The 26,244-nt window shown below is 37.4% G+C and carries 29 protein-coding genes; 14 read left to right on the top strand and 15 right to left on the bottom strand.

All coding sequences use genetic code 11. From position 1 onward, the window contains the following. Window positions 1–83 precede the first annotated feature (83 nt). The 3 genes from nadC to EV07_RS00935 are packed head-to-tail and all read left to right on the top strand — an operon-like array spanning window position 84 to window position 3,882. Window positions 84–953, top strand: coding sequence for a carboxylating nicotinate-nucleotide diphosphorylase (gene nadC / locus EV07_RS00945; RefSeq protein WP_052043802.1), 870 nt, complete (start codon window positions 84–86; stop codon window positions 951–953). Then, on the top strand, window positions 953–2,752 hold the full coding sequence (gene argS, locus EV07_RS00940; RefSeq protein WP_036916473.1) for an arginine--tRNA ligase: 1,800 nt from the start codon (window positions 953–955) through the stop codon (window positions 2,750–2,752). Before nadC ends, argS begins: the two co-directional genes overlap by 1 nt. After that, window positions 2,752–3,882 (top strand): pyridoxal phosphate-dependent aminotransferase, encoded by a 1,131-nt coding sequence (locus EV07_RS00935; protein ID WP_036916472.1) that lies wholly within the window; start codon window positions 2,752–2,754, stop codon window positions 3,880–3,882. The genes argS and EV07_RS00935 overlap by 1 nt, the downstream gene beginning before the upstream one ends. Here EV07_RS00935 and EV07_RS00930 read toward each other — a convergent pair. The 6 genes from EV07_RS00930 to prfB form a co-directional block, all read right to left on the bottom strand. Beyond that, window positions 3,866–4,543, bottom strand: a complete 678-nt coding sequence (locus EV07_RS00930; protein WP_241433972.1) for an MBL fold metallo-hydrolase — start codon at window positions 4,541–4,543, stop codon at window positions 3,866–3,868. The genes EV07_RS00935 and EV07_RS00930 overlap by 17 nt on opposite strands. Window positions 4,544–4,623: 80 nt before the next feature. Continuing rightward, window positions 4,624–5,217, bottom strand: coding sequence for an anthranilate synthase component II (locus EV07_RS00925; protein WP_036916470.1), 594 nt, complete (start codon window positions 5,215–5,217; stop codon window positions 4,624–4,626). Window positions 5,218–5,227: 10 nt separating this feature from the next. Beyond that, entirely contained in the window at window positions 5,228–5,689 is a 462-nt protein-coding gene (locus tag EV07_RS00920) for a diacylglycerol kinase family protein (RefSeq protein WP_036916469.1), read from the bottom strand. After that, entirely contained in the window at window positions 5,689–6,267 is a 579-nt protein-coding gene (gene ybeY / locus EV07_RS00915) for an rRNA maturation RNase YbeY (protein WP_036916468.1), read from the bottom strand. The genes EV07_RS00920 and ybeY overlap by 1 nt, the downstream gene beginning before the upstream one ends. A 2-nt stretch (window positions 6,268–6,269) precedes the next feature. Then, entirely contained in the window at window positions 6,270–6,461 is a 192-nt protein-coding gene (locus EV07_RS00910) for a DUF3285 domain-containing protein (RefSeq protein WP_036916467.1), read from the bottom strand. Further along, window positions 6,461–7,595 (bottom strand): peptide chain release factor 2 gene (prfB, locus tag EV07_RS00905; RefSeq protein WP_152557502.1). Its coding sequence is split into 2 segments (ribosomal slippage): window positions 6,461–7,519 and window positions 7,521–7,595, totalling 1,134 coding nucleotides; the frame shifts between segments, so codons are not numbered across the junction. Before prfB ends, EV07_RS00910 begins: the two co-directional genes overlap by 1 nt. A gap of 78 nt (window positions 7,596–7,673) precedes the next feature. Here prfB and grxC point away from each other — a divergent pair. Both grxC and gshB read left to right on the top strand, forming a co-directional pair. Continuing rightward, a complete protein-coding gene (gene grxC, locus EV07_RS00900) occupies window positions 7,674–7,931 on the top strand; it encodes a glutaredoxin 3 (RefSeq protein ID WP_036916465.1) in 258 nt (85 codons plus the stop codon). Window positions 7,932–7,942: 11 nt separating this feature from the next. Beyond that, window positions 7,943–8,869, top strand: a complete 927-nt coding sequence (gshB, locus tag EV07_RS00895) for a glutathione synthase (RefSeq protein ID WP_036916464.1) — start codon at window positions 7,943–7,945, stop codon at window positions 8,867–8,869. On the opposite strand, the gene EV07_RS00890 is transcribed toward gshB, so the two are convergent. Further along, a complete protein-coding gene (locus EV07_RS00890; RefSeq protein ID WP_036916463.1) occupies window positions 8,833–10,260 on the bottom strand; it encodes an isochorismate synthase in 1,428 nt (475 codons plus the stop codon). The genes gshB and EV07_RS00890 overlap by 37 nt on opposite strands. A 79-nt stretch (window positions 10,261–10,339) precedes the next feature. Here EV07_RS00890 and menA point away from each other — a divergent pair, with 79 nt between their 5' ends. From menA to EV07_RS00875, 3 genes are all read left to right on the top strand, one after another. Then, entirely contained in the window at window positions 10,340–11,296 is a 957-nt protein-coding gene (menA, locus tag EV07_RS00885; protein ID WP_036916462.1) for a 2-carboxy-1,4-naphthoquinone phytyltransferase, read from the top strand. A gap of 106 nt (window positions 11,297–11,402) precedes the next feature. Further along, window positions 11,403–12,284 carry an o-succinylbenzoate synthase gene (locus EV07_RS00880; protein WP_241433962.1) on the top strand — a complete coding sequence of 294 codons (882 nt, stop codon included), beginning with the start codon at window positions 11,403–11,405 and terminating at the stop codon, window positions 12,282–12,284. After that, window positions 12,281–13,513, top strand: coding sequence for an AMP-binding protein (locus tag EV07_RS00875; protein ID WP_036916461.1), 1,233 nt, complete (start codon window positions 12,281–12,283; stop codon window positions 13,511–13,513). Before EV07_RS00880 ends, EV07_RS00875 begins: the two co-directional genes overlap by 4 nt. Here the strand turns inward: EV07_RS00875 and EV07_RS00870 are convergent. Further along, the gene (locus EV07_RS00870) at window positions 13,500–13,967 is read right to left on the bottom strand and encodes an acyl-CoA thioesterase (RefSeq protein ID WP_036916460.1); all 468 of its coding nucleotides are present in this window, start codon (window positions 13,965–13,967) and stop codon (window positions 13,500–13,502) included. The genes EV07_RS00875 and EV07_RS00870 overlap by 14 nt on opposite strands. A 5-nt stretch (window positions 13,968–13,972) precedes the next feature. Continuing rightward, window positions 13,973–15,157, bottom strand: coding sequence for an NAD(P)H-quinone oxidoreductase subunit H (locus EV07_RS00865; protein ID WP_036916459.1), 1,185 nt, complete (start codon window positions 15,155–15,157; stop codon window positions 13,973–13,975). Window positions 15,158–15,200: 43 nt separating this feature from the next. Between EV07_RS00865 and rsmH the strand changes: the two genes are divergently transcribed. Continuing rightward, window positions 15,201–16,127 (top strand): 16S rRNA (cytosine(1402)-N(4))-methyltransferase RsmH, encoded by a 927-nt coding sequence (rsmH, locus tag EV07_RS00860; RefSeq protein ID WP_036916458.1) that lies wholly within the window; start codon window positions 15,201–15,203, stop codon window positions 16,125–16,127. Here rsmH and EV07_RS00855 read toward each other — a convergent pair. Next, entirely contained in the window at window positions 16,116–17,264 is a 1,149-nt protein-coding gene (locus tag EV07_RS00855) for a cysteine desulfurase family protein (protein WP_036916457.1), read from the bottom strand. The two genes, rsmH and EV07_RS00855, sit on opposite strands and share 12 nt — an antisense overlap. Window positions 17,265–17,348: 84 nt before the next feature. Here EV07_RS00855 and EV07_RS00850 point away from each other — a divergent pair, with 84 nt between their 5' ends. Next, on the top strand, window positions 17,349–18,077 hold the full coding sequence (locus tag EV07_RS00850; protein ID WP_036916718.1) for a response regulator transcription factor: 729 nt from the start codon (window positions 17,349–17,351) through the stop codon (window positions 18,075–18,077). Window positions 18,078–18,104: 27 nt separating this feature from the next. On the opposite strand, the gene bchM is transcribed toward EV07_RS00850, so the two are convergent. Together bchM and EV07_RS00840 are read right to left on the bottom strand one after the other, a co-directional pair. After that, window positions 18,105–18,818, bottom strand: coding sequence for a magnesium protoporphyrin IX methyltransferase (gene bchM, locus EV07_RS00845; protein ID WP_036916456.1), 714 nt, complete (start codon window positions 18,816–18,818; stop codon window positions 18,105–18,107). A 28-nt stretch (window positions 18,819–18,846) separates the two neighbouring features. Then, window positions 18,847–20,004, bottom strand: coding sequence for an N-acetylglucosamine-6-phosphate deacetylase (locus EV07_RS00840; RefSeq protein WP_036916455.1), 1,158 nt, complete (start codon window positions 20,002–20,004; stop codon window positions 18,847–18,849). A gap of 107 nt (window positions 20,005–20,111) precedes the next feature. Between EV07_RS00840 and purE the strand changes: the two genes are divergently transcribed. Then, window positions 20,112–20,621: a 5-(carboxyamino)imidazole ribonucleotide mutase gene (gene purE, locus EV07_RS00835; protein WP_036916716.1), complete on the top strand. Its 510-nt coding sequence runs from the start codon at window positions 20,112–20,114 to the stop codon at window positions 20,619–20,621. 11 nt (window positions 20,622–20,632) lie between these two features. On the opposite strand, the gene cysC is transcribed toward purE, so the two are convergent. Both cysC and EV07_RS00825 read right to left on the bottom strand, forming a co-directional pair. Next, the gene (gene cysC, locus EV07_RS00830; RefSeq protein ID WP_036916454.1) at window positions 20,633–21,235 is read right to left on the bottom strand and encodes an adenylyl-sulfate kinase; all 603 of its coding nucleotides are present in this window, start codon (window positions 21,233–21,235) and stop codon (window positions 20,633–20,635) included. A 73-nt stretch (window positions 21,236–21,308) separates the two neighbouring features. Further along, window positions 21,309–21,632, bottom strand: coding sequence for a translation initiation factor (locus EV07_RS00825; protein WP_036916453.1), 324 nt, complete (start codon window positions 21,630–21,632; stop codon window positions 21,309–21,311). 46 nt (window positions 21,633–21,678) lie between these two features. On the opposite strand from EV07_RS00825, the gene trpB reads away from it, so the two are divergent. After that, window positions 21,679–22,929 carry a tryptophan synthase subunit beta gene (trpB, locus tag EV07_RS00820; protein ID WP_036916452.1) on the top strand — a complete coding sequence of 417 codons (1,251 nt, stop codon included), beginning with the start codon at window positions 21,679–21,681 and terminating at the stop codon, window positions 22,927–22,929. A gap of 23 nt (window positions 22,930–22,952) precedes the next feature. On the opposite strand, the gene EV07_RS00815 is transcribed toward trpB, so the two are convergent. After that, window positions 22,953–23,306, bottom strand: coding sequence for a rhodanese-like domain-containing protein (locus tag EV07_RS00815; RefSeq protein ID WP_036916451.1), 354 nt, complete (start codon window positions 23,304–23,306; stop codon window positions 22,953–22,955). A 68-nt stretch (window positions 23,307–23,374) separates the two neighbouring features. On the opposite strand from EV07_RS00815, the gene EV07_RS00810 reads away from it, so the two are divergent. Next, complete coding sequence (locus EV07_RS00810) at window positions 23,375–24,988, top strand: DUF3352 domain-containing protein (protein ID WP_036916450.1); 1,614 nt, start codon at window positions 23,375–23,377, stop codon at window positions 24,986–24,988. A gap of 71 nt (window positions 24,989–25,059) precedes the next feature. Next, on the top strand, window positions 25,060–26,238 hold the full coding sequence (locus tag EV07_RS00805; protein ID WP_052043803.1) for a citrate synthase: 1,179 nt from the start codon (window positions 25,060–25,062) through the stop codon (window positions 26,236–26,238). Window positions 26,239–26,244: the final 6 nt, after the last annotated feature.

Raw genomic sequence — 26,244 nt, 5'->3', positions numbered from 1 at the left:
CAAGTATCCTCTAACTTTTCTAAAACAATGAAAAATAAGTACACTTGATCAAATACATATCTATTCGCATTATCCTTTAACTCTTGCAAATTATCACACCATATATTAAGAACCTCTTTGAGACCTGGCTGAATGAAGATATAGGTCGAGGTGATCTAACTCAATCAGCTATGAACAATAGTCACATTGTTAAGGCACACTGGGTAAGCAAGCAAGCTGGAATCTTCTGTGGAGGAGAGCTCGTAAAATGTCTTTATGAATATCTGGACCCATCGATCATAATCTCTGTAAACAAAGCGGATGGTGAAAGTTTAATTACAGGAGAAAGGGTACTCGAATTAAGCGGGCCTGTTGCTTCTCTCCTGGCAGGGGAGCGAACTGCGTTAAACCTAGCAATGCACCTTTCAGGCATAGCTACAGAAACTAAGAAACTGGTTTTAGAACTTGAAGGTACAGGTGTTCAATTAACTGATACCAGGAAAACAACTCCAGGTCTTCGTCAATTAGAGAAATATGCTATTAGATGTGGAGGCGGTATTAATCATCGTTTAGGGCTCGATGATGCAGCTATGTTAAAAGAGAATCACATAGCTTGGAGCAATGGAATATCAAACTCAATCAAAAGCCTTAGGATGAGCATACCTTGGACTACAAAAATTATTGTCGAAGCTGAAACAGCTCAACAAGCAAAAGAGGCTATATCAAGTGGTGCTGATGGAGTACTTCTTGATGAGATGTCTCCATTAATGATACGTAAAATTATTCCTGACTTACGAGAAATAGCAAGTAAGTCATCTAAGCAAATTGTTATTGAAGCCTCTGGAATTGATCCTACGCAAGTTAAGAATTATGCCTCTACAGGAATTGACATAATTTCTAGTAGTGCACCAATCACAAGAAGCAGTTGGATAGATTTGAGTATGCGTTTCAACGAAAATGGAGACAATGAATAATGTATTACATTTACCAATTATTAAATCAACAAATTAAACATGCTTTAGATTCTGCATACCCTGAAGCAACATTAGCAACTAAAGAGTCAAGTGAGTTCTTCAACTCTCAGTTAGTACCGACAACAAAACCTGAGTTTGGAGATTTTCAAATTAATAGTGCAATGGTACTTGCCAAGCAATTAAATAAGCCGCCACGTGAAATTGCAAAGACCATTGTTTCTGAACTTCAAAACAATGATCAATTCAATGATCTTTGTTGTCCACCTAAAATAGCTGGACCTGGATTCATCAATTTAACTATTCAAAAAACTTGTCTTACTAGGGAGCTGGTTTCCAGAGTCAACGATGACTTTCTTGGTATACCACGTGTACAAAGTGACGATGATAAGCCAATAATTGTTGATTTCTCTAGTCCTAATATCGCGAAAGAAATGCATGTTGGACATTTACGTTCAACCATTATTGGCGATGCAATTGCACGTATTCTGAGTTTTCGTGGTTATACAGTACTTCGTTTAAACCATGTTGGTGATTGGGGGACGCAATTCGGCATGCTCATAACATATCTTAAGCTGACTGTTCCAGAAGCATTAACTACAGCAAATTTTATAGGAATTGGAGATTTAGTTGATTTTTACCGTCAAGCAAAAAAATGCTTTGATGAAGATGAACACTTCCAAAAATGCTCAAGGGAAGAAGTAGTTAAGCTGCAGCGAGGTAATCAAGAAAGTTTAAAAGCTTGGAAACTCCTATGTGAGCAATCTCGCCAAGAATTCCAAACAATATATGATCGACTTGATATCCAACTTTCTGAAAGAGGTGAGTCCTTTTATAACCCTTTCCTACAAAATGTAGTCGATGATCTCACACAATTAAATTTATTAGTTGAAGACGAGAAAGCAAAGTGTGTCTTTTTAAATGGTATGAATAGAAAAAATGGCAATCCTTTAGCGTTAATCATTCAAAAATCTGATGGTGGTTTTAACTATGCAACAACAGACTTAGCTGCAATTCGATACCGATTGAAAGAAGAACCTTCAGGTGATGGCGCTAGTCGAATAATCTACGTTACTGATTCTGGACAATCCAGCCATTTTGAAGGAGTCTTTCAAGTTGCAAAACGGGCAAACTGGGTCCCCGAGGACTGTCGAATCGAACATGTCCCATTTGGACTAGTTCAAGGGGAAGATGGGAAAAAGCTGAAAACACGTTCTGGCGAAACAGTACGTCTTAAAGATCTTCTTGATGAAGCAATTGACAGAGCTAAACAAGATATTGAAAGGCGCCTTAATGAAGAAGGGCGCAATGAAAGTGAATCTTTCATCAATGAAGTGTCTGAAAAGGTTGGGATTGCAGCAGTGAAATACGCTGATCTCAGTCAAAACAGAATTACTAATTATCAGTTTTCTTTTGACCGTATGCTTTCACTGCAAGGCAACACAGCTCCATATCTTTTATATGCATTAGTCCGTATCGCCGGCATCAGCAGGAAGGGTGGAAATCTTAGCTCATCAACAGATCAACTGAAATTCACAGAGCCTCAAGAATGGAGATTAATTAGAGAAATTTTAAAATTTGATGATGTTATCCTAGAAGTGGAGGAGGAATTATTACCTAATCGACTCTGCAATTATTTATTTGAATTAAGCCAAACATTCAATCGATTCTATGAGCAAATCCCTGTCCTTAAAGCTGAAGAACCATCAAGGTCATCTAGATTAACTCTATGTCGACTTACTAGAGATATTCTGAAGCAAGGAATGTCTCTTTTAGGTATTCAAACTTTAGAGAGAATGTAATGAAACTCTTTGAGAAACTCTCATCTAAGAATATACCTCAAGCACGACTTGAGGTGGAAAGAATGACTCCTTATTCTGCTCCTTTAGAAGGTCGCCGAGGATTCCTTCGGCTTGACTTCAATGAAAATACCATTGGTCCTAGCCCAAAAGTATTAGAGGCAATTAAAAATATCACTTCAGAAGAAATTTCAATTTATCCAGAATACCAAGGTCTTAAAGAAGTATTCGCAGAGCATATCAATTCCTCTGTGGTAGTAGCACCTATTAAGTCTAATCAAGTTGGGCTCTTCAATGGAGTAGATGCTGCAATCCATGCTATTTTCCATTCATATGGAGAACATAAGGGGAAATTACTCACTACAGTCCCAACTTTTGGTTACTACTATCCTTGTGCATCTATGCAAGGGATGGAAGTCATTGAGGTTCCTTATAAAGAAAAGAATTTCCAATTCCCTTACGATGCAATATATAAATTACTGATTGATTTGACTCCAAAGATTTTAATGATATGCAACCCTAACAATCCTACAGGTACAAGCCTTCCAGCAAAGAAAGTTTTAGAGTTAGCGAAAGCATCACCTGAAACATTAGTCGTAATTGATGAGCTTTACGAGGCATTCTTAGGTGATAGTGTTTTATCAGTAGTCGATTTCAATCAAATACCTAATCTAATTGTATTAAGATCGCTCTCCAAGACCTCAGGCTTAGCGGGCTTGCGAATGGGATTTGCTATAGGAGATTCTAGGATCATTGATCGTATTAGTCGTGTGACTGGACCTTACGATGTCAATAGTTTTGCTGTTACTGCAGCATTTGCAGCACTTAAAGATCAAAAATATATCGATAATTACGTTGCTGAGGTGTTAGAAGCTAGATTATGGATTCAAAAAAAATTAATGGAAGGAGGAGTCCAACATCATATAGGTGCTGGAAATTATTTTCTACTATGGCCAAAGCGAGAAAGCAAGTCAATCGAAAATTGTCTAAAATCATCTGGAATCCTGGTTAGGAATATGCAGCAAAAGCATTTAATAACTGGTTCACTAAGAGTTAGTATTGGAACTACTGATCAAATGAAAAGTTTTTGGGAGATATACAAAAAAGCAGACCAAGTTATGGCATCAGATTGATAATTGTCTTTTTAGGGAGAGTATTGGAAAGGACATAGGTCCTACCGACCTTTCTACTTTCAATTCCTTTTGTGGCATCTAAGAATGGCTGAATACCTGTTTGATCACAGTTTTCCAAGGGTTTACCTCGTACATATTGAACAGGAATAACAACTCTAGGGTTCAACTGATTGACAATTTGAGCAGCTTCCTTGGCGTTGTAAACCTTAGCACCACCTCCAACACCTATGAATAAAACATCTGGTCGCCCTAAAAGCAACTTATCCTGAGAATCTAAAGGACCTGCTATACCTCCTAAATGTACAAAATTCAAGCCACCTTGATTCCATTGCCAAAATGTTCCATATCCAAACCTTCTTCCGCCTAAACGATCATGAGGATTAGAGAAGCCCTCCAACCTCAAGCCATTAATCCGATATGACCCAGGTTTGACAAAAAACACACCTTTTTTTTTCCAATAACCCTCATCAGGTAACTCAGAACTAGCCAAAATAATATCTGGATTGGCAATTGGTTCTATCAATCTAGCTGCACATCCAACTGCTTTAAATGGGTTCAACAATACTGAGTGGCCACCACCTTTTACTAACAAAGAGCTGTGACCAAAACTTGTAATCTCCAAAACTTCGGCAATGCCAGGTGAAATGAAAGCAAAGACCATTGCAATGGAAATAGATAATTGCTTAAAAAAAGATTTTGACGATAAAGATGCAGGAGTCATAGGTAGATAGAAAAGTTTTGTTAGGCCTCAGCCAATCCTAAGAAATTACTAAGCAAAAGATGTCCGGATTCTGTAAGTACACTTTCGGGATGAAACTGTACTCCATGCAAACAAGGAAAATCTCTATGGCGAAGCCCCATAATTGTGCCATCTTCAAGCCACGAAGTCACTTCAAGACATGCAGGTAGGGAAGCCTTATTGGCAATTAAACTGTGATATCTCGTCGCAACGAGAGGGTTGGAAATTCCCGTATATATTCCATCACTGTTATGAAAAACCTTTGATGTTTTTCCATGCATAAGTTCATTGGCTCTAACTATTTTTCCACCAAAAGTTTGAGCAATTGCTTGATGACCTAAACAAACACCAAGAATAGGTTGGGAACCAGCAAGCTCAGTTAAAATTTCCAAACAGACTCCAGATTGATCAGGATCACCAGGTCCAGGTGAAAGGACAATAGCTTGTGGCTTTAAATCCTTGATTTTAGAAATAGATATTGCATCATTGCGTTCTACCACAATTTCTTTTGCCCACGAGTATTTTGAAGCCAACTCGCCAAAGTACTGCACCAAATTAAAAGTAAAGCTGTCATAATTGTCAATAACTAATAACATAGAGCGATTTTCAACCTCCTAATTTTTTCAAAAGCGAAGGAAGAATTAAAAGAAGAGCAATGATTACAGAACTAGTTGCAGAAATAAGTACAGAAGCAGCAGCACAATCTTTAGCAACTCGAGCCAAAGGGTGAAAGCGTCTACCAATAGATAAATCAACTACAGCTTCAATAGATGTGTTAATTAATTCCAAAATCAGAACCGTCGAAATAGTAAGAGCAATGATTGAAAGGCTCGTAAAAGATAAATTCAAGAAAATTCCAAATACAGCAACAGATATGCCAATGAAAATATGAATGCGAAAATTTCGTTGACTTCGAAATGCATATCTAATACCTTGCACTGCATATTGAAAACTAGAAAATAAGTTTTTTGAAATAATCCATGACCTTCTTCTTGGAAAACTATTGATATGATTAGATGATTCTGTAACTGAATCAATCTTATTTTGTTTAAAATTCGGAATACTCATTAATCTTCAGCAATACGATTCTGAGAATGTGAACCTAACTTGATTTTGATTAATTGCTCTTGCATTTTCAACATTTTATCAAGACTAGATGAAGAAGGATGATCCCAACCCAGCAAATGCAAAAGACCATGACTTACAAGCCATCTTAATTCTTCTAATAAAGAATGGTTGTTGATCTTTGCTTGCTTAAGAGCTGTCTCCACAGAAACAATAATATCGCCCAATTCTACAAATTGATCAGAAGGAAGAACAATATCATTATCTAAAACCGGGAAGGAAAGAACATCCGTTGGCATCATTTTATTCCTCCAATCTTGATTCAGTTTTTGAATCAACAAGTCATTAGTAAATACTAGTCCTAGACTTAGCCGATTATTTGTTCTTATCATCTCTGGATAAGTTAGCTTAGGGTTATTTCTTACACAATCAATCCAGCATGCTAAGGCATCACGCCAAATTTCAAAACCAGTAAGAATACTTTTACTTTCATGATCAAGATCATCCTCTATTATCTCTGGTACAAAGCCACTAAATGTCAAGTCAACCATTAGATCTTTTGAAATTAAAGGTTGATGCATTTTCAATGAGGAATAGATGGTCTACCAATAGCAGCTATAACGAGAATAAAAGCAATGAAACCAATAGCAGTTAAACCAAAATGAAAAATACTTTGACTACCTTTCTTTACCATATTTTTCATAGCTAATTTTACAAAACTTGCTGGTGGCGTTCTTTTATTAGAAGAGTTTTTTAAAGAGTGATCTTGTTTCATTAATTTGAATTACCTATTTCATTATGTTCTTTTTCAATTCCTTGTAACAAAAGAGATTGAATAAAGAAATCTAAGTCCCCATTCATAACACCCTCAACATCTGTAGATTCTTTATGTGTTCGCAAATCCTTAACCATTTGATAAGGGTGGAAAACATAGTTTCTAATTTGATTTCCCCAAGCCGCCTCAACCATGTCACCTCGAATATCTGCAATCTCTGCAGCACGTTGTTCCTGAGCAATAATCATCAGCTTTGCTTTTAATAAAGCCATAGCCTTCTCTTTATTTTGAAGTTGAGAACGTTCTTGAGTACAGCGAACAGCTAATCCAGTTGGAATATGAAGAATCCGGACTGCAGTCTCAACCTTGTTGACATTTTGTCCTCCAGCTCCTCCTGATCGACTAGTAGTAACTTCTAGATCTTTATCAGGAATATTCAACTTCACATCTTCATCAAGTTGAGGCATAACTTCTACCCCAGCAAAACTTGTTTGGCGTTTTCCATTTGCATTGAAAGGGGAGATTCTTACAAGACGATGTGTACCTTTCTCGTTTTGCAAATATCCATATGCATAACGTCCCTCTATCTCAATGCTGGCACTTTTTATGCCGGCCTCTTCTCCTTCTGACAGTTCATTGAGTGTTGCTTTCATTCCATGCGCTTCTGCCCAACGGGTATACATTCTCAAAAGCATCTTCGCCCAGTCTTGCGCATCTGTACCACCAGCTCCAGCTTTTATTGCCAAGACTGCTCCCCCCTTATCATAAGGACCACTTAAAAGTCGTTCAAGCTCCCAAAGATCAAGATCATTTTCTAGTTTGCTTAAGCCCTCTTGAGCCTCTATAAGCATCTCTTCATCAGGCTCAAGACCATATAGGTCTAAACAAGCCTTTGCGTCATCAAGAGAGCTCTGCCATTCACGTATTTTCTTAAGTTGATCTTTAACTTCATCCAATTGGCGCATTTTTCTTTGAGCCTTCCCTTGATCATTCCAAAACTCAGGTTGAGCAGCAATTTGCTCAAGATCAAGTTTACGTGCATTTAATGCGGGTATGTCAAAGATAGTCCTGAGCTTTGCTCAGGCGATCAGTTAATAGTGAAATGGACCTTTTGAAATCAGTCAGATCATGCACAGCAAGAAACCAAAAACAACTAAAAAAATACCATCATTACAATGCTACTTACAATAAATAAGAAACCTACATAAACTCATGGTAAAAGTTGAGATATACACATGGCAATACTGCCCGTTTTGTATTAGAGCAAAAGCTCTTCTTGAAAAAAAAAGAATTAATTTTGAGGAGTACCCAATCGATGGAGACCAAGAAGCTCATACAAAAATGTCTATTAGGGCAAATGGTCGAACTACAGTCCCTCAAATATTTATTAACGAAAAAGGAATCGGTGGTTGTGACGAACTTTATGAGCTTGAAAGCACTAATCAATTAGATCAGCTAATCAACCCATAACAATAAATACCATGAAACAGCTATTTATCGTTGATCCGATTGAGTTAATTAATCCGTCTAAGGATTCTTCAGCAGCATTAATAGAGGCGGCTTATAGAGCATCTCTTGACATTTGGGTATGCACCCCTGCAGATCTTCAAGCAAAAGGGGCAAAAGCCGGAGTAATCGCAAGAAATGCAATTCCTTGTCCATGGATAAAACTGGGAGAACCTAAAAATCTTGCTCTAAATGAATTTCATTGCATTTGGATGCGTAAAGACCCACCTGTCGATGAAGCCTATTTATATGCAACCCACCTATTAGAAGTCGCTGAACGAGAAGGAGTACTCGTTCTAAATAAACCAGCCTCACTCCGAGCATGGAACGAAAAGCTTGGCGCACTAAGATTCAGCAAGCTCATGGCTCCCACGCTTGTTGCAAGTCGAGTCAATGAATTAAAGGCTTTTGCTAAAGAGCAAGGAGAAGTAGTTTTAAAGCCATTGGGTGGGAAAGGCGGTCAAGGTGTAATTCGCGTCGCGGATGCTGCTGCAGGGATTGATGCACTTCTGGAACTAGTAACATCTCAAGAACAAATACCGGTGATGATGCAGAAATTTCTACCCAAAGTAATTGAAGGTGATAAGAGAATCCTGTTAATTAACGGTAAGCCTTTAGGAGCTATTAACCGTAGGCCAAAAAAAGGAGATTTTAGAAGTAATCTAGCGTTAGGAGGACAAGCCGAAACAACAACACTTTCAATCCGTGAAACAGAGATTTGTGAAGAACTAGGCTTATCACTTAAAAGAGAAGGTCTCTTCTTTGTAGGAATTGATGTTATTGGAGGAATGTTAAGCGAAATCAATGTGACAAGTCCTACAGGTATTAGAGAAGTAGAGCGTTTAACTAACATCCCACTTGCTGATCAAGTAATAGAACGTCTACTAAAAGACTTCCCATAAGTAGGAAAATGAAGGTTTAATTGATCGGCAAGAACCATTAGTTTTAATTTCACTTCGTGCAATTCACTCTCGACAGATGATCCTTTGACAAGACCTGCACCTGCCATTAAATGTAGATGTTTTTCTCGTGTATAAGCACATCGAATAGCAACTCTAAACTCGGCATTGCCAGAATTATCTACCCATCCAATAGGGGCTGCATAACATCCCCGATCAAAAGGTTCGAGGGTACGTAACCATTGTATTGATTGACCCCTTGGCAAACCTGCGACAGCTGGAGTGGGATGCAATATTTCCACCAACTGAATAGCAGAAAGCCCCTGGGCATGAGCCTTAATTGGAGTATGTAAGTGAATTAAATGACCATGCCTTGCTAATCGAGGGTGTCTCAAACGATTGGGATCTAAGCCATTATCTATTAATTGTTTCTTGATTGAAGAAACAACTAGTTCATGCTCTCTCAAGTTCTTTTCAGAATTTAGCAAAGAGACCCCTTCATCATTTTGTCCTGCTGTGCCTGCAAGAGCATCAGTCTGAAGATTACCTTGCTTCAAACTCAATAATCTTTCTGGCGAGGCTCCAAAAAATGATTCATTTTCAAACCGCTTCCAAAGGAAACGACAACTGCCCCGTTGATGCTTTCGTAAACTCGCCAGTAATACAAGTGGATTTAAAGGCTTTTTCAAGATAACTGATTGCCTCACAGCAAGCACCAGTTTCTTCAACTGACCAGAATCAACCAAATCTATTCCCTTTATAAGAGCTAACCGATAACTCTCCTCCCACTCTTGAAACTCTGGAATAACAAAATCTATTTCCTTTGGGTTATTAAGCTGTTCAGACCCTGAAATTGGTATAGAAAGTTTCTCACGCATCAACCAAAATTGCTCTACAAAATCTCTAACACCAGCTTCGTCTGCAACAACAGCATTAAAACGTAAATATGCCCTTCCAGCCTGACAAGTTAACTGCCAACGAGGAAGTACAGCCTGAACTGCGGGTCTAGTTTGAATAGCAATCTCACCATCAGCCGCTTGTTCGAAAAACGTAAATGCAAATAGAATTTTTGGTTTTGCGTGAATGGGGGTATGTGGGGATACATCAATTAACCGAGAAAGGGTCTCATGACTGAATCTTTCTGCTAATTCAAACCTCCTTTGACCAATTAATTCAAAATTTTGACATTGACCAGCAGCCGCTATAGATAAGCCCGGAGATTGATCCCATAAGAAACTAAATTGCAATTGATGAGAAATTACAGTTAATTGATGAAGTGGATCAATAGTATTAATTGGTAATGCCAGGCTTAACACACACTCATCAGATCGCCTTAAACTCCAGCCTCTTAAAGAAGCTTGAAGAGTTTCACTGAATGTTAGGCCAGTCTTCATACCTAAATTAAATGATAATCAACGAAACTAATCAAATGAATAAACCTAATTCACATTAGAGGCAGGAATTCAAAATCCTATGAAAGACAAAAATGCTGTTGCATCACTTCATTCTTCAAGTAAGCACAGAAAAAAATTATGGCAAAAGGCTATTAAATGGCCCTTATATTCAGTTGCAATTATGCCTATAGTGTTAGCGGCAGGTTGGAAATATTGGATTGGAGAGGTTGTTCGTATAGATCAACTATTCGGTTTTCTAATTGCATCCATTACTCTTTTGATCTGGGAGAATCTAACAAACGACCTTTTTGATGCATCAACAGGAGTAGATGAATTTAAACTTCATTCAGTAGTTGCACTAACAGGCAAAAAAGGATTAATACGCAACCTTGCTTATTTAATGCTTTTTGGAGGCCTTTCACTAATTTTAATCCTAGCCATAAGAAGTCACTCTGCCGTTTTTGCCTTAGTGCTAGGGAGTTGCTTCCTAGGCTATCTATATCAAGGCCCACCTTTTCGACTTGGCTATCAAGGGTTAGGAGAACCCTTATGTTGGATTGCTTTTGGGCCTTTAGCGACTGCCGCGGGCCTATTAGTTCTTTCACCTAATTACAATAATGCAAATACAATCCCTTGGAAAACAGCAATATTACTAGGAGCAGGTCCTGCTGTCGCAACAACTTTGGTGCTTTTCTGTGCAAACTTCCATCAGGTAATCGAAGATTCTATTCATGGAAAAAAAACATTACTAGTTCGACTAGGCACAAAAAGAGCAGCCTCACTTGTGCCTTGGTTTATTATGCTTAGCTTTGGATTGGAATTAGTCCCAATCATCAATCGGCAATGGCCTATAACAGCTTTACTTGCAATTATTGGATTACCTCCAGCAATAGGCTTAATACGTTTACTAAAAAGACATCACAATCATCCAAATGAAATTAGTGAAAGCAAATTTTTAGCTTTGCGTTTTCAGGCTCTTAATGGAATTGGTTTGAGCATTGGTTTTATTGCAGGTCGTTTCTTTACGACATATTGATGAATTCAAATTATATATGCCTTTAAAACTAAGAACCAAACCCTTTTCCTTCCACTTAGCAAGGTCTCTCAAAAGATCACAAGGGGTCATAAAGAGAAAGGAAGGTTTGCTTATCAAGCTTGAAGATCCATCAGGTAACTTCGGATGGGGAGAAATCTCTCCCTTCAATGCATCAGAGCTTTACTTCTGCAAAACAATACTTGAAGGTCTAGGCAATTCACCTTCTAGACAGAACTTAGAAGAAGAGATCAATAATTGGCCAGGGAGTCTTGGATTTGCAATAGGTGCTGCTCTAGCAGAAATGGACTACTTAATTGGGAATAATTCCAATCAAAAGTGGCTGCAGTCTTCAACATCTGCTGTGTTATTACCTAATGATGAATCATTGCTAAAAAAAACTCTTGATTCGACACTGGAAAATCATTCTAAATTGCAGCACAAATTAACGTTCAAATGGAAGGTTGGTATTAAGTCAAATGACTTAGAAGAAAGATTACTTCAGGAAATTCTTTATAAGCTACCTGCCAATGCAAATCTAAGAATTGACGCCAATGGAAGTTGGGAGCGAAGCCAAGCTAAGGCATGGATGAGCCAATTACAGCATGAGCCAAGACTAGAATGGTTAGAACAACCATTGCCTATGGATGATATTGAAGGACTAAAGAAATTGTCTCAACATATTCCAGTCGCACTTGATGAATCTCTACTTCTAAAACCATCGTTACGTAAAACTTGGAAAAGCTGGCAAATACGTCGTCCATTAATAGAAGGAGATCCTCGCTACCTACTAAAAGAATTAAATGAGAATGTTGGATATAGAGTTATCAGTACATGCTTTGAGACAGGCATAGGTCGACGATGGGTTGAGCATCTGGCTTCACTACAACAACAAGGTCCTACACCTACATTGCCTGGCTTGGCCCCAGGATGGTGTCCCGATGGTCCTCTTTTCAGTAATAATCCTCAATCAGTTTGGGAGGCAGCATGAAAAGAGTTTCTACTATATTTTGCGATCGCCAACAAGTTGAAGAATGCTCAAACTCTCTTGCCCATGAATTAGGCAATGGGAAGTGGGTTGAATTGCTCCCTAAGAACACCAATCAAAATTTTTCCAAAAGAATAATCTCAACACAAGAAGTTGGCATTATTATAAACGGTGGTGGTAGTAGTGGTATAAATAAGCAATGTCTACATCCATGTAGCAATCTAGATAAATCGGCATTAGCTACAGCACAATGGCTTGAAAGACAAGGGTTAAAACCTCAGGAATGCCAAATTATCAATCCTTTACCACTCCACCATGTCAGCGGTTTACTACCTTGGTGGAGAAGTCGTTGTTGGAATACCAATCATATTTGGATAACACCTAAATTAATCAATAATCCAAGGCTACTAATGGAAACCAGTCATTATCTTATTGATAAAGGGTTAGGTCCAATGCTTACATCCTTAGTTCCAACCCAACTAACCCGACTAATTCAACATCCTGAAGGTCTGAATTGGCTCAAACTATTCTCTGTTATATGGGTAGGAGGTTCTGCTATACCCGAAAACTTAGCTGAAAGAGCAAGGAACTTAGAGCTTCAGCTAGCACCATGTTATGGGACAACAGAAACGGCAGCAATGGTAAGCATTCAAAGTCCAAAGGATTTCCTTTCAGGCATTAATAGCCTGGGGGAACCATTAAGTGATGTTGAATTACGGATTGGAAAATCAAATGCATTGCAAATCCGTACTCAACGATTAGCCAAAGTCCTTAACAAAGATGGAAGTCTTCAATCTCTTGGAGACAAAGAAGGATGGTGGGAGTCAGGAGACAATGCCGAATTAATACTCTCTCATCACGTACAGCAACTAAGCATTATTGGAAGAAGAGATACAGCTATTAATTCAGGGGGTGAGATTATCTTTCCAGAAAAACTTCAAGCTCGTCTACTGAATGCTGCCCAAAAAAACGGCATCGCAATAAAAAGGATTTTAATGCTATCCACTAAGGATGAGGAATGGGGAGAACGGTTAGTAGCACTTGTAAGATTCAAAACTACTAAACAAACTAATCCACATCAATCTTTACAGAAACTTAAAAGGCTTACCGAAGAATGGCCTTGCTTTGAAAGACCAATTCAATGGCACAATTGTCCAGAACTATCACCAAATCAATTAGGAAAATGGGAAATCACAAAATGGCAATCCTGGTTAGAAGCTAAAGAGAGCTAATACCTTTATTTAATGAAGAGGCTTCTAACCAAAGTTGAATACCTTCTGGGAGAGAACAAGGATGACGTGTTTCAATATTAATAGAACGATGTCTAATAAGAGCAACCGCAACAATATTTTTTCCTTGATAGAAATTGTATTTCACTTGAAAACTTCCAGGATCTAACTTGATTGGAACAAGCTCAATCTCCAAGTTTTCTGCTATTCGAATAGGTGCAAAAAAATCAGCTTCACAATGGACAATTGGTAAAGCAATCGATATCAAAGACTTGTGATCTATAATTGAAGGGAAAACATCAACAGCATTAATTCCATACCTCTCTAAACTTTCCTCCCAAGCCTCATGACACCAACGGAATAGGTTATGAAAATGAATAACTCCTGCAGTATCAATATCACCAAAACGAGAAGCACGTTGTAAATGTAGCCAATCAGGAGGCTTCTTAGATAACACTGCAATTAACGATCTACTGAACCCATTATGACGTCTATTGAGCCAAGAATTGCCATGATATCAGCAACTTTGGCACCCTTTAAAATATGAGGCAAAATTTGTAGATTATTTAGATCAGCAGCTCTAATTTTAAATCTCCATGGAGTCACATCATTAGTCCCTTGAATAAAAACACCTATTTCACCTTTTCCAGATTCCAACCGTGTATATAACTCTCCGTGAGGAATTTTAAAAGTTGGTGCAACTTTTTTAGCAACATACTGATAATCAAATCCCGAAAAAGAACTCTTTTTTCCCTCTACTTCACGATATGCCTCAAGGTTCTCTGTAGGCCCACCAGGAATCTGCTCACAAGCTTGATTTAATATCCTTAAAGATTGACGCATCTCTTCAATCCGAACTCGATACCTAGCATAACAATCACCTTCTTGTTCAAATGCAACATCCCAGTCAAAATCGTCATAACACTCATAATGGTCAACCTTTCTTAAATCCCAAGGGACTCCAGATGCACGTAACATTGGGCCAGAAAGACTCCAATTAATTGCTTGATCCTTTTCGATAGTGCCCAAACCCTCTATACGCCGCCGAAATATTGGGTTGTTGGTGATTAGTTTCTCGTATTCATCAATCTTAGGGCCAAACCAATCGCAAAAGTCTTTACATTTCTCAAGCCATCCCCAAGGCAAATCACAAGCAACGCCACCTATACGAAAGAAATTATTATTAATCAACCTTTGACCTGTAGCTGCCTCCCAAAGGTCATAAATCATTTCACGCTCTCTAAATATATAGAAGAAAGGAGTTTGGGCACCTACATCTGCCAAGAACGGGCCTAACCAAAGCAGATGGTTGGCAATCCTATTTAACTCAAGCATTAACACACGTATATAACTTGCCCGCTTAGGTATAGAAATATTTGCCAACCGTTCAGGAGCATTTACAACAATTGCCTCATAAAACATACCGGCGGCATAATCCATCCGACTGACGTACGGAACAAACATTACATTTGTTCTGTTTTCAGCAATTTTCTCCATCCCCCGGTGTAGGTATCCAATTACTGGCTCACAATCAATTACATCTTCACCATCAAGGGTGACTACTAAGCGCAAAACACCATGCATGGAAGGATGATGCGGGCCAAAATTCACCACCATTGGCTCCGTTCGCGTTTCCAGCTGCGACATGTGGCGAAATTTTTAATAGATACTTAGATATTAGGAAGTAGTCATGAAAGAAGAATCCAACTTGGTCAAATCAAAATTCAAACACACACCTGTACTATCTAAAGAAATAATTGAAGCAATTCGCCAACTCCCTGCAAGCCTACTCAATAAAAGCAAGGTTATTGATGCAACTCTGGGGGGGGGAGGGCATGCCAGCTTAATCCTAGAAAAATTTCCAAATCTTCACATAATCGGCCTAGATCAAGACCCAACTGCCATAACTGCTGCATCAAAAAAGCTACTGAAATTTGATTCAAGGGTAAAAATTATTTCATCAAACTTTGCAGATTTTTTTTCTGAAGAAAAAGTATCGTTTATTTTGGCTGATCTAGGTGTCAGCAGTCCACAAATTGATCAAGCATCTAGAGGGTTTAGTTTTCGCCTAGATGGACCACTAGATATGCGCATGAATCCTGAAAAAGGAATCAAAGCGCAAGATTTAATAGAACAAACTGATGAAAAAGCATTAGCAGATTTAATCTATAAATATGGTGAAGAAAGATTCTCAAGGCGCATAGCAAAGCGAATAAAGAATGATTTATCAAGAAAAGGTTCTTATGAAGGTACTGCCTCGCTTGCATATGCAATAGCAAGTTGCTACCCACCTAAAATGCGAAATGGGCGAATTCATCCTGCAACCAGAACCTTTCAAGCTTTACGTATTGCTATTAATAATGAATTAGAAAATCTTGAAACCCTTCTAAAAAATGCTCCAAACTGGCTACTACCTGGTGGAGGTTTTGGGATCATTAGTTTTCATTCTTTAGAAGACAGATTAGTTAAACATTCTTTTATTAATGATGAACGTCTAGAAAGAATCACTCGCAAACCAATTACTGCAAGCTCTGATGAAAAGTCAATCAACCCACGAAGTAGAAGCGCAAAGTTCAGATTAGCTATCAAAAAGCAACCTAAAATATTAGCCTCTTAACTGATACACAACCTTTGAAATAATATTGATAGCAATATCCACCTCATCGAAATTTGTTGCGCGACCTAAACTAAGACGCAATGAAGCTTCAGCTTCTTGTGTGCTTCTTCCAATTGATAAAAGAACATGGGAAGGAGCACCATTGCTGCATGCAGAACCACTGCTGCAAGAGATAAAAGGTCGCAACTGTTTATGTAATTTACTGCCAATAACTCCTTTTACTGTAAAATTCAAATTATTAGGAAGTCGCTTTTCCAAAGAGCCATTAAGTATTAAGTCAGGAATTTTTTGATTCAAGCCTTGCCATAATTCATTTCGCATATCTTTTATGTTCTTTGCATAAAAAGATTGGTTTTGATTAGCAATTTCAGCTGCTTTTACAAAGCCAACAATCAAAGGTACAGGAAGGGTACCAGCTCTTAAACCATTCTCTTGATCACCTCCCCATTGCAAAGGTTCGATAATGCAATCTTCTCCTACAACTAATAAACCAATGCCTTTAGGGCCGTATATTTTATGACCACTAAAACTCATTAGATCAATTCCTATATTACTAAAATCAATAGTTAAGTTTCCAAAGCCTTGTGACATATCAGAATGAAAAGCAACCCCACGTTGATTACATAGAGAAGCAATTTCAGAAATAGGTTGTACAACACCTATTTCATTATTTGCAATCATTACACTTACTAATAAAGTATCTTCTAAAAATGAGTCTTTTAAGCTTTCCAAAGAAATAATTCCGTCTAAGTCTGGGGTTAACTCTGTAATATGAAACCCTTCTTTTCTAAGTTGTCTAATTGGTGCAATTACAGAATTATGCTCAGTTGAAAGTGTAATTAAATGACCAGGAAAACCATTCTGACGCGCCTTTGCCCTTGCATGGCCAAGCAAAGCTAAATTATTTGCTTCCGTCGCTCCACTAGTGAAAATCAATCTTTTGGGAGAGATTTTCAGCAAGTCTGCTAATTGTTCACGTGCCAAACTGATGGCAGCTGAAGCCTTAATGCTAATTCGATTGTTACGACTAGAAGGATTACCCCAATCCTGATTCCAATAAGGAAACATTGCCTCAAGAACCTTGTTATCACAAGGGGTGGTTGATTGGTAATCAAAGTCAAGAGGGGTTGTCTTCATTAAATGATTCGTAAAAGTCTCTCAAACACCAATATCCTGGATGATATTGCTTTAAAAGTCCTAAACCTCCCAAAACTAAATTTCATGAATGAACAACAAGTGTCAACTCTAGAAGATCAGCAAAAAGCTCGCGTCTTACTAGTAGATGATGAACCTGGGATTAGAACTGCTGTAAAAGCCTACTTAGAAGACGAAGGTTTTGAAGTTCAAACTGCAATAGATGGCGAAGATGGCTTACAAAAAGCAAAACAAATGATGCCTGATGTTGTCCTTACTGATGTAATGATGCCTAGATATGACGGATACGACTTATTAAAAAAACTTCGTGAAGATGAACGGTTGGGGGGAACACCAGTAATTTTCCTCACAGCCAAAGGAATGACCTTAGATCGCACTCAAGGATATCAAGCAGGAGTAGATGACTATATTTCGAAACCATTTGATCCTGATGAATTAATAGCGAGAGTCAAAAATGTCGTTAGGCGTCAAGAAAGATTATTGGCTGAGGCAGCTCGTTTTGCTGATACAGATGTTGGGCAAATGGCCAAACAAATTACTGAAATCAAGTCGATGCTGACTCAAAATGATACTAATTCTTCAAGGAAGGATCTGATTATTCCAAATTTTACTCCCAGGGAAGCAAGCGTTCTTCAGCTAGTAGCAGAAGGTTTAATGAATAAAGAAATTGCAAGACAACTAGAAACATCTATTCGAAATGTAGAAAAATACGTAAGTCGTCTATTTATTAAAACTGGAACTTCTAGTAGAACAGAGCTGGTTAGATATGCTCTAGAAAATCATTTAGTTACATAATATCTTTGTCGTTAATCAGCAACTAAACTATACCCTTTCAAATTCTATTAATTGTGAAAAATAAAAAGGTGCTTGATTTAATTTTCTGCGCTTAATCTTGAAACCACATTTCAATGCAGAGTTTACTATTCCTTTTTCTTTAAGTATATAAGCACGAGTAGTTTTGCTTGGCCCTGGGAAAAATTGGCCTATTAATTTCAACAAAGCCAAGAAAGGCGTATATGGAGCAAAGCTTACAATCAATCTTTTTTCACTCATATCACATAAATGACGAACCATTTCTTCTGCTGCAATTTGTGGATAATGAATAAATACATCCAAGCAGATTACTGTATGGAATGAACCCTCCAAATTCTCTAAATCAGAAGTATGAAAAGTCACTCTATCTAAATTTAGTCCATCGATTTCGGCTCTGCGCTTAGTTTCTTTAACCATTGCGTCAGAAATGTCACTAGCAAAAACAGAAGCTGCTCCCATTGATATCAGAGGCAAAGTAAGACTCCCAACACCACATCCAGCATCACAAAAACTCATTTTTCTAATCCCTTCATTTTCTTGAATCCAAGACAACACATCATCAACCGTTTTTTGGTGACCTAGCCGAATATTCCTCTGAACCTTATTGACTTCATCACTATTGCTATAAATCCGATTCCATCTTTCAAAACCAGTCCCATTAAAGTAATCTAAGACTTCAGCCTTCTCAGACTGCTTTAATTTGTTTAGACCTTTCTCGTTCATTTAAATAATCATTAATAAACGAAGAATACTACTTAGCTGATTTCCAATTAAGAGAATAAGAATCAAAATTTAAATTCCATCTCAAAAATTTTTCCAAAGAATGGCCAACAAAAAATTCTTTAATGCCTTTTCCTTTTTCTAATACATGTCTAGGGGAGACTGTGGCTGCCCAAATAGCAAAAGAAGGATCTTTGGTCCACTTGGCAAGTCGTTTACAACCCTCTAATAAAGAAAGAGTTGTTCCAGCCAAAGTGCCATCATCTAATCTACAAACCCCTTCATCAATAAATACTAATCTTTGATCCCACTGATATTGTTTTGCTTCCAATCCATAAGGAGATAAAGCATCACTAACCAAGAACAGGCTATCTCTAGCTAACTTTTGAAGAATAATTACCATATTTGGATGTACATGGATTCCATCAGCAATAAGTCCCATTGAAATCTGGCCATGAGATATTGCTTCACCTACTGGGCCTGGATCTCTATGATGAAGTCCTGGCATAGCATTAAAAGCATGAGTAATCATGCTTATTCCTAAATCAAAAGAAGATCTACAGATATTCGAATTAGCTGATGAATGGCCTAAAGAGACAAGAATTCCAAGATCATTCAATCTTTTAATAACTTCTGAAGAGCCTGGTAATTCAGGAGCCATCGTTACCAAAGCAATTTCTCGTTCAAAGCCATTAATCCTTTTATCTAAAGCCGATAAACTTGGCAAACAAAAGTGATTATGATTATGAGCCCCTTGATAATTCATTGATAAAAAAGGCCCCTCAAGGTGAGCTCCCAGTAGTTTTGATCTATTAATACAAGTTTCCTTTCGAGCTAATTGTATAACCGCTAGAGATCTTCTTAAAGATTCAATACTGCAGCTTACTAATGTTGGTGAAATAGCTTCTATTCCATCTCTCCAAAGTAAATTCAAGAATTCATTTAACTTGGGTAATTGTTTAAAGTCTAAATCAGTAAATGCTAGTCCAAGCCCCCCATTGATTTGAAGATCTATACCTCGTGGACTTAGCCAATCACCAGCCCAATCTTCTCCAATTTCGGATATTTCACTTTGCATTGGATTCAAAGAAAGAATGTGGTCATTCTCATCAATCTGAATCGACCACAATTTTTCCTTCAAAGAGAAAAAATGTGGATCTGGTATCTGAACATTAATGAGATTACGCATTTAAGTAGATTCTTTTAATAGCCTATGCAGAGTTTCGAGATTCTCGTCATTATTAATATTGAACCCTGCTTAATAATAAAGTGATTTCAGCAGATGCTGATCAATCAATGATAGTCGCTGTAGTGATGGGTAGTGATTCAGATCTACCTTCTCTAGAACCAGCAATTAAGCTTTTAGAGGGGTTTAGCCTAAAAGTAGAGACTAGGATTCTTTCAGCCCATAGAACTCCTATTCGTATGGTTGATTTTGCTAACCAAGCAGAAGACAAAGGTCTAAAAGTTATTATTGCTGGAGCTGGTGGAGCAGCCCATTTACCAGGAATGATCGCATCGATTACAAGCCTCCCAGTTATTGGAGTACCAATAGAATCAAAAGCATTAAAAGGAATTGATTCCTTATATTCAATTGTTCAAATGCCAGCTGGAATACCAGTTGCAACAGTAGCTATAAACGGTGGTTTAAATGCTGGTTTATTAGCAGCTCAAATCTTGAGCACATCAATACCATCACTAAAATCTAAAATATTAAAATATAGAGATGATCTTAGAAATAACGTTATAAAAAAAGATAACAAGCTAAATAGCTTGGGAGCATCAACTTATTTAACACAGATGTGATTTAGGTTGAATCAAATAATTTTTAATTCAATTAACTTAGTAATAACAACCTCAACACATTCTTCTAAGTCTTTGATTCCAGTATCAATAATTAAATCTGGATTTTCAGGGGCCTCATAAGGACTAGAAATTCCTGTAAAATCTTTAATATGTCCTGCCCTAGCTTTAGCATAAAGTCCTTTTGTATCTCGTTTTTCGCAAACATCTAAATTTGCAGCACAAAAGATCTCAAGAAAATCGTTTTGATTGACCAAATTTTTAGCTTTTTCCCGATCACTTCGAAAAGGGGAAACAAAAGCCGTTAAAACTATTACTCCAGCATCAAGAAATAATTTTGAAACTTCGCCAATGCGACGAATATTTTCTTCCCTATCAACATCAGAAAAACCCAAATCTTTGCATAAGCCATGTCGAATATTGTCGCCATCCAAAACATAGGTAGAAAAACCCTTTTCAAATAAATAAGAATTCACAGCATTTGCCAACGTACTTTTCCCTGACCCTGATAAGCCTGTGAACCAAAGGATTATACTTTTATGACCTTTTTGCCCTTCAACAGACTGACGATCAACTGAAGCTTTATGCCAAACAATATTTGAAGCATTGTCAGTCATTTTTTCTAATGATTTGTAGGTATTTCAATAACAATTTTTACATGGGAGCGGGATAAATTAACCCTTGAGTTAATTATCCACCAGATTGTTTTGGTTGAAACCCCTCTTTCTTGAGCAGTTCAATTGCTTGTTGAATCTGATCCCCTTGCAACTCAATAATGCCTTCTTTGAAGGTTCCACCAGAACCACATCTGGTTTTCAGTTTCTTTAAGAGGATTTTTGAATCTTCATGGTTTAAACCTAATCCTTTAATAACAGTTACCATCTTTCCACTCTTTCCAACTCTTGTCCTTTGAACTCTTACTGTCCTATCACCCTTTAACGGACTATTTGAATAGCTTTCCACATTAGTATTAGTTTCAAGATTTTCAAATTCTCGCCAATTCCCTTGAGGCATTTTTTTCGAAGTCTTTAACCTATTAAATATATTCCTCCTTAACAAGGTGAAAAGTACATTTTCTTCTCAAATCAAAAATCAAAGTCTTCATATAAGTGAACGCCCATCTCCCTTGGGAAGATTTGGACGCTATGGAGGGCAATATGTACCTGAAACACTTATTCCTGCTCTAACTGAACTAGAGAAAGAAGCAAAGGAAGCATGGCTAGACGAAACCTTTACTAGTGAACTCTCTCTATTATTAAAAACATATGTAGGTAGACAAACACCTTTATATGAGGCGAAAAGACTTAGCGAATATTACCAAAACAAAAAAGGCGGACCAAGGATTTGGCTAAAGAGAGAAGACTTAAATCACACAGGAGCTCATAAAATAAACAATGCCCTAGGGCAAGCCTTGTTAGCAATGAGGATGGGAAAAAAAAGAATTATCGCAGAAACTGGTGCTGGACAACATGGTGTCGCAACAGCAACTGTATGCGCAAGATTCGGACTGGATTGTGTTATCTACATGGGTAAAGAAGATATGAGAAGACAGTCTTTAAATGTATTCCGTATGAAATTACTTGGCGCAAAAGTTCAGCCAGTCTCTGCCGGCACAGCCACATTAAAAGATGCCACCAGTGAAGCAATTCGAGATTGGGTTACCAACGTAGAAACGACACACTACATTCTTGGATCAGTCGCTGGTCCCCATCCTTATCCAATGCTAGTAAGAGATTTTCATGCAGTAATTGGCGAAGAAACAAAAGATCAATGTCTTGAAGCATTTGGACGTTCACCAGATATCCTCCTTGCTTGCGTAGGAGGAGGATCAAACGCAATGGGTTTATTCCACCCCTTTGTAGAAGATAAGTCAGTAAGAATGATTGGAGTCGAAGCTGCTGGGGAAGGAGTCAATACAAAACATCATGCTGCAACAATTACCCAAGGACGAATAGGGGTCTTACATGGGTCAATGAGCCTTCTACTGCAAGACTCAGATGGGCAAGTCAAGGAGGCTCATTCAATTAGTGCTGGGCTCGATTATCCAGGAGTTGGTCCTGAGCACAGCTATTTGAAAGAAATAGGCAGAGCTGAATATGCTGCTGTCACTGATAAAGAAGCTCTTGACGCCCTTCAACTACTAAGTAAAAAAGAAGGCATTATTCCAGCACTAGAAACAGCGCATGCTTTAGCTTTTCTGGAAAAGCTTTGTCCCACTCTTTCAGCAGGCATAGAAATTGTTATTAACCTCTCTGGACGTGGTGATAAAGATGTAAATACAGTTGCAGAAAAGCTGAATTCAACCAATTGAAGATTTTCTTTTAGAACTGCTAATTAATAGCGCTTCACAGAAGGATCAATTGATTGACTCCAAGAGTCTATCCCTCCCTCTAGGTTCCAAACTTGGTATCGAGAATCTTGTTCTATTAACCAGATACCAAAATTAAAACTTCTGATTCCAGAGTGGCATATAGCTACAACTGGTTTCTCTATAGGTAATTGGTATGAAATATCTTTAGCCCAAGAAGTAAAATCACTTAAAGGCAAATGAAAAACTTTGTAGGTAAATGGGGCAATAAGCAATTCTTCTTTCTCTCTAACATCTACCAAACTAAGGCTTGGAGAGGCTTCATTAAGAAACTCTTTTAATTTCTCAGGAGAAATTTGACTAGGATTTTTCTGATTCATTTCTTTATCTTAAAGAATCAAAAAAGAATTCACGCTTATCTTATATAGAAGGATAAGCAAGCAAACTTTTGAGAAATCTAAAGTTACCACAGGCTGTTATTAGATTAGTTTTAATAACAGTTCTGCTACTTATCATTGCGTTTGGGATATGGAAAACTACCAATCACAAAGAGTCTTCCATTCTAACGAATAAACAATTAGAACTTCCTAAAGCAGCAAAATATTTTTCAAACGATGCTTACCTGACAATTCATTTTTATTTTAATCCTAATAAAATACCAAAATATTTTGAATCATCAGCTAACAACAAAAAAAGAAATGTTCCTTACAAAAATGGAATTAAGATTAGAGATGGTTTATTTGATTTAACTAGTCTAGACTTTAATACTGATTTATCAGATTGGATAAGTTCGAATTTCAGTTTTACTATTTCAAATTCCTACGGAAAAACAAATAGTCAAAACTGGATTCTAGCTTTGGAGGCAAGATCAAACGAAGAAGCAAAGACTTTTCTCAATAGATATTGGGGAGATAAATCATCGAATAAAGCTGATATCAAGAGAGATATGTATCAAAGTCAAGAGGTAATTTATACAGAATCATTGTCCACTAAAGGCAAGAATGGGAATATAGCAATGACATTAGGTGAGGACAGTATAGTTCTAATTTCATCTAACAAAGAAATGCTTATTCAAGCAATTAAAATAAGCAAGGATTCAAAGGCTAATCAACTCAATAATATTCAGCTTAAGAATTCAATAAAAGATTTGGATCAGGGCTTAGCTTTAATACATGCATCAAACAAGGCATTGAATTCATTTATTAAAACGCCTGAATATAGTTATGAAGACATGACTTATAATGGCTTTGTAGGTTCAATAAATTTAAAAGGAAAGGACATTTTTTTAGATGGATTTTGTATACTTAAGGACAAAATTACAGCTAGCGAATATCAGATAAATTCAGGCTATGAGTTAATAGGCAATGAAATCAATGGTGCTCTTGAAATTTCTATTTTGAGTGAAGATAGGAAAGTTATAAGTAGAGATAGTACTGATATTTACTCTCTATATATTAAAGGATTATTAGAAGAGATAATTAATGAATTTGACTCTAATGTAGCAAAGCAGATAATAGAGTTAGGAAAAGGTCCATTAGTATTAATTAAGAAAAAAGATGGGTGGATTATTGAGTCAGATGATTACGGACAAGTCCAAAAGATAGAAACAATTATAGAAGAAAGAGGTTTTAATAAATCAGTTCTACATGTGAAAGATAAGGATATAATAGTTTGGTCCAAACTAATTACAAAGGAGATTAATTCAGATTATAAATTAATACCTGATATAGGAGTAATTCTATTTGAGGAGCAAAATAAGCTTATTTGGACTAATTCAATATCTTCAATTGATAGCTTTTATCAAGAAGATTCATCATACCCTGATAAAAATGAATTGCTAAAAATTAATGTTAGCGATAACAAGAATTTTCACCAACAATTATACCTTAGGGAAAATTCTGCAGAAAAATTCTTAGCAAATTGGGGACCATTTCAATTACTAAAAACAATATCTAGTGGGCCATCAAAGCCAAAAATCAAATCCCTAAATTTAGCTCTTGGGACAAAAGATGAAAATCAGGAGTCCAAATTAAATTTCAAAGCAATGCTTTCAATCAATTGAAATATTTGCTTTGACAAACTGATCCATCGCTTAATAGGAAGGATTTCTCACTATCGTTATAGTGGCAAGTATTGGAGCATGAATCTATAGAAAACCTCGAAAATAAAAGCACAGCAATCTTAAGACCTGGACTTGAAGGAGTGCCAGTTGCTCAGTCTGCCATTTGTGATATCAATGGAACTAAAGGGGAGCTGAAATACAGAGGATATCCAATCGCAGAGTTAGCAGCCAAAAGCAGCTTCTTAGAAACAACTTATCTGCTTATCTGGGGAGAACTACCAAGCTCTCAAGAATTAAGGGACTTCGAAAATGCAATACAAATGCATCGCAGATTAAGTTTCAGAGTGAGGGATATGATGAAATGCTTTCCAGCGACTGGGCATCCTATGGATGCACTTCAATCAAGCGCTGCATCTTTAGGTTTATTTTACTCAAGAAGGGCAATTGATGATCCTGAATATATCTACGACGCAGTAGTTAGGTTAATTGCAAAAATCCCTACAATGGTTGCAGCATTTCAACTAATTAGGAAAGGGCAAGATCCAATACAACCAAGAGACGATCTACCCTATTCAGCAAATTTTCTTTATATGCTCACTGAACGCGAACCAGATCCTCTAGCAGCAAGGGTTTTTGATAGATGTTTAATTCTTCATGCAGAGCACAGCTTGAATGCAAGCACATTTAGTGCTCGAGTAACGGCAAGCACACTCACAGATCCATACGCAGTCATTGCATCAGCAGTTGGAACACTCGCAGGTCCATTACATGGAGGGGCAAACGAAGATGTTATCGCAATGCTAAAAGAAATTAATTCACCAGATCAAGCAAAGTCATTTTTGACAAATGCTATAAACCAAAAAAGTAAAATCATGGGCTTTGGTCATAGAGAATATAAAGTCAAAGACCCCAGGGCTACTCTCTTGCAAAGTTTTGCAGAAGATTTATTTGCAAGATTTGGTAAAGACGAAATGTATGACATTGCAAAAGCTGTAGAAGAACAAGCTTCTCCCTTACTAGGGCCAAAAGGTATTTATCCAAATGTTGACTTTTATTCAGGTCTTGTTTATCGAAAACTAGGGATACCAAGAGATTTATACACACCTATTTTTGCTATTTCAAGAGTAGCTGGATGGCTTGCTCATTGGCGAGAACAGTTGAGTACTAATCGCATTTTCAGGCCAACCCAAATTTATACAGGTGAGAAAACTAGAACTTGGAAACCATTAGAGGAGCGAACAACGAAGTAATAGGAC

It is taken from the genome of Prochlorococcus sp. MIT 0603, assembly GCF_000760215.1.
In the GTDB taxonomy this organism is placed as follows: Bacteria; Cyanobacteriota; Cyanobacteriia; order PCC-6307; family Cyanobiaceae; genus Prochlorococcus_E.
This window is presented reverse-complemented; position numbering and strand designations above follow the sequence as displayed.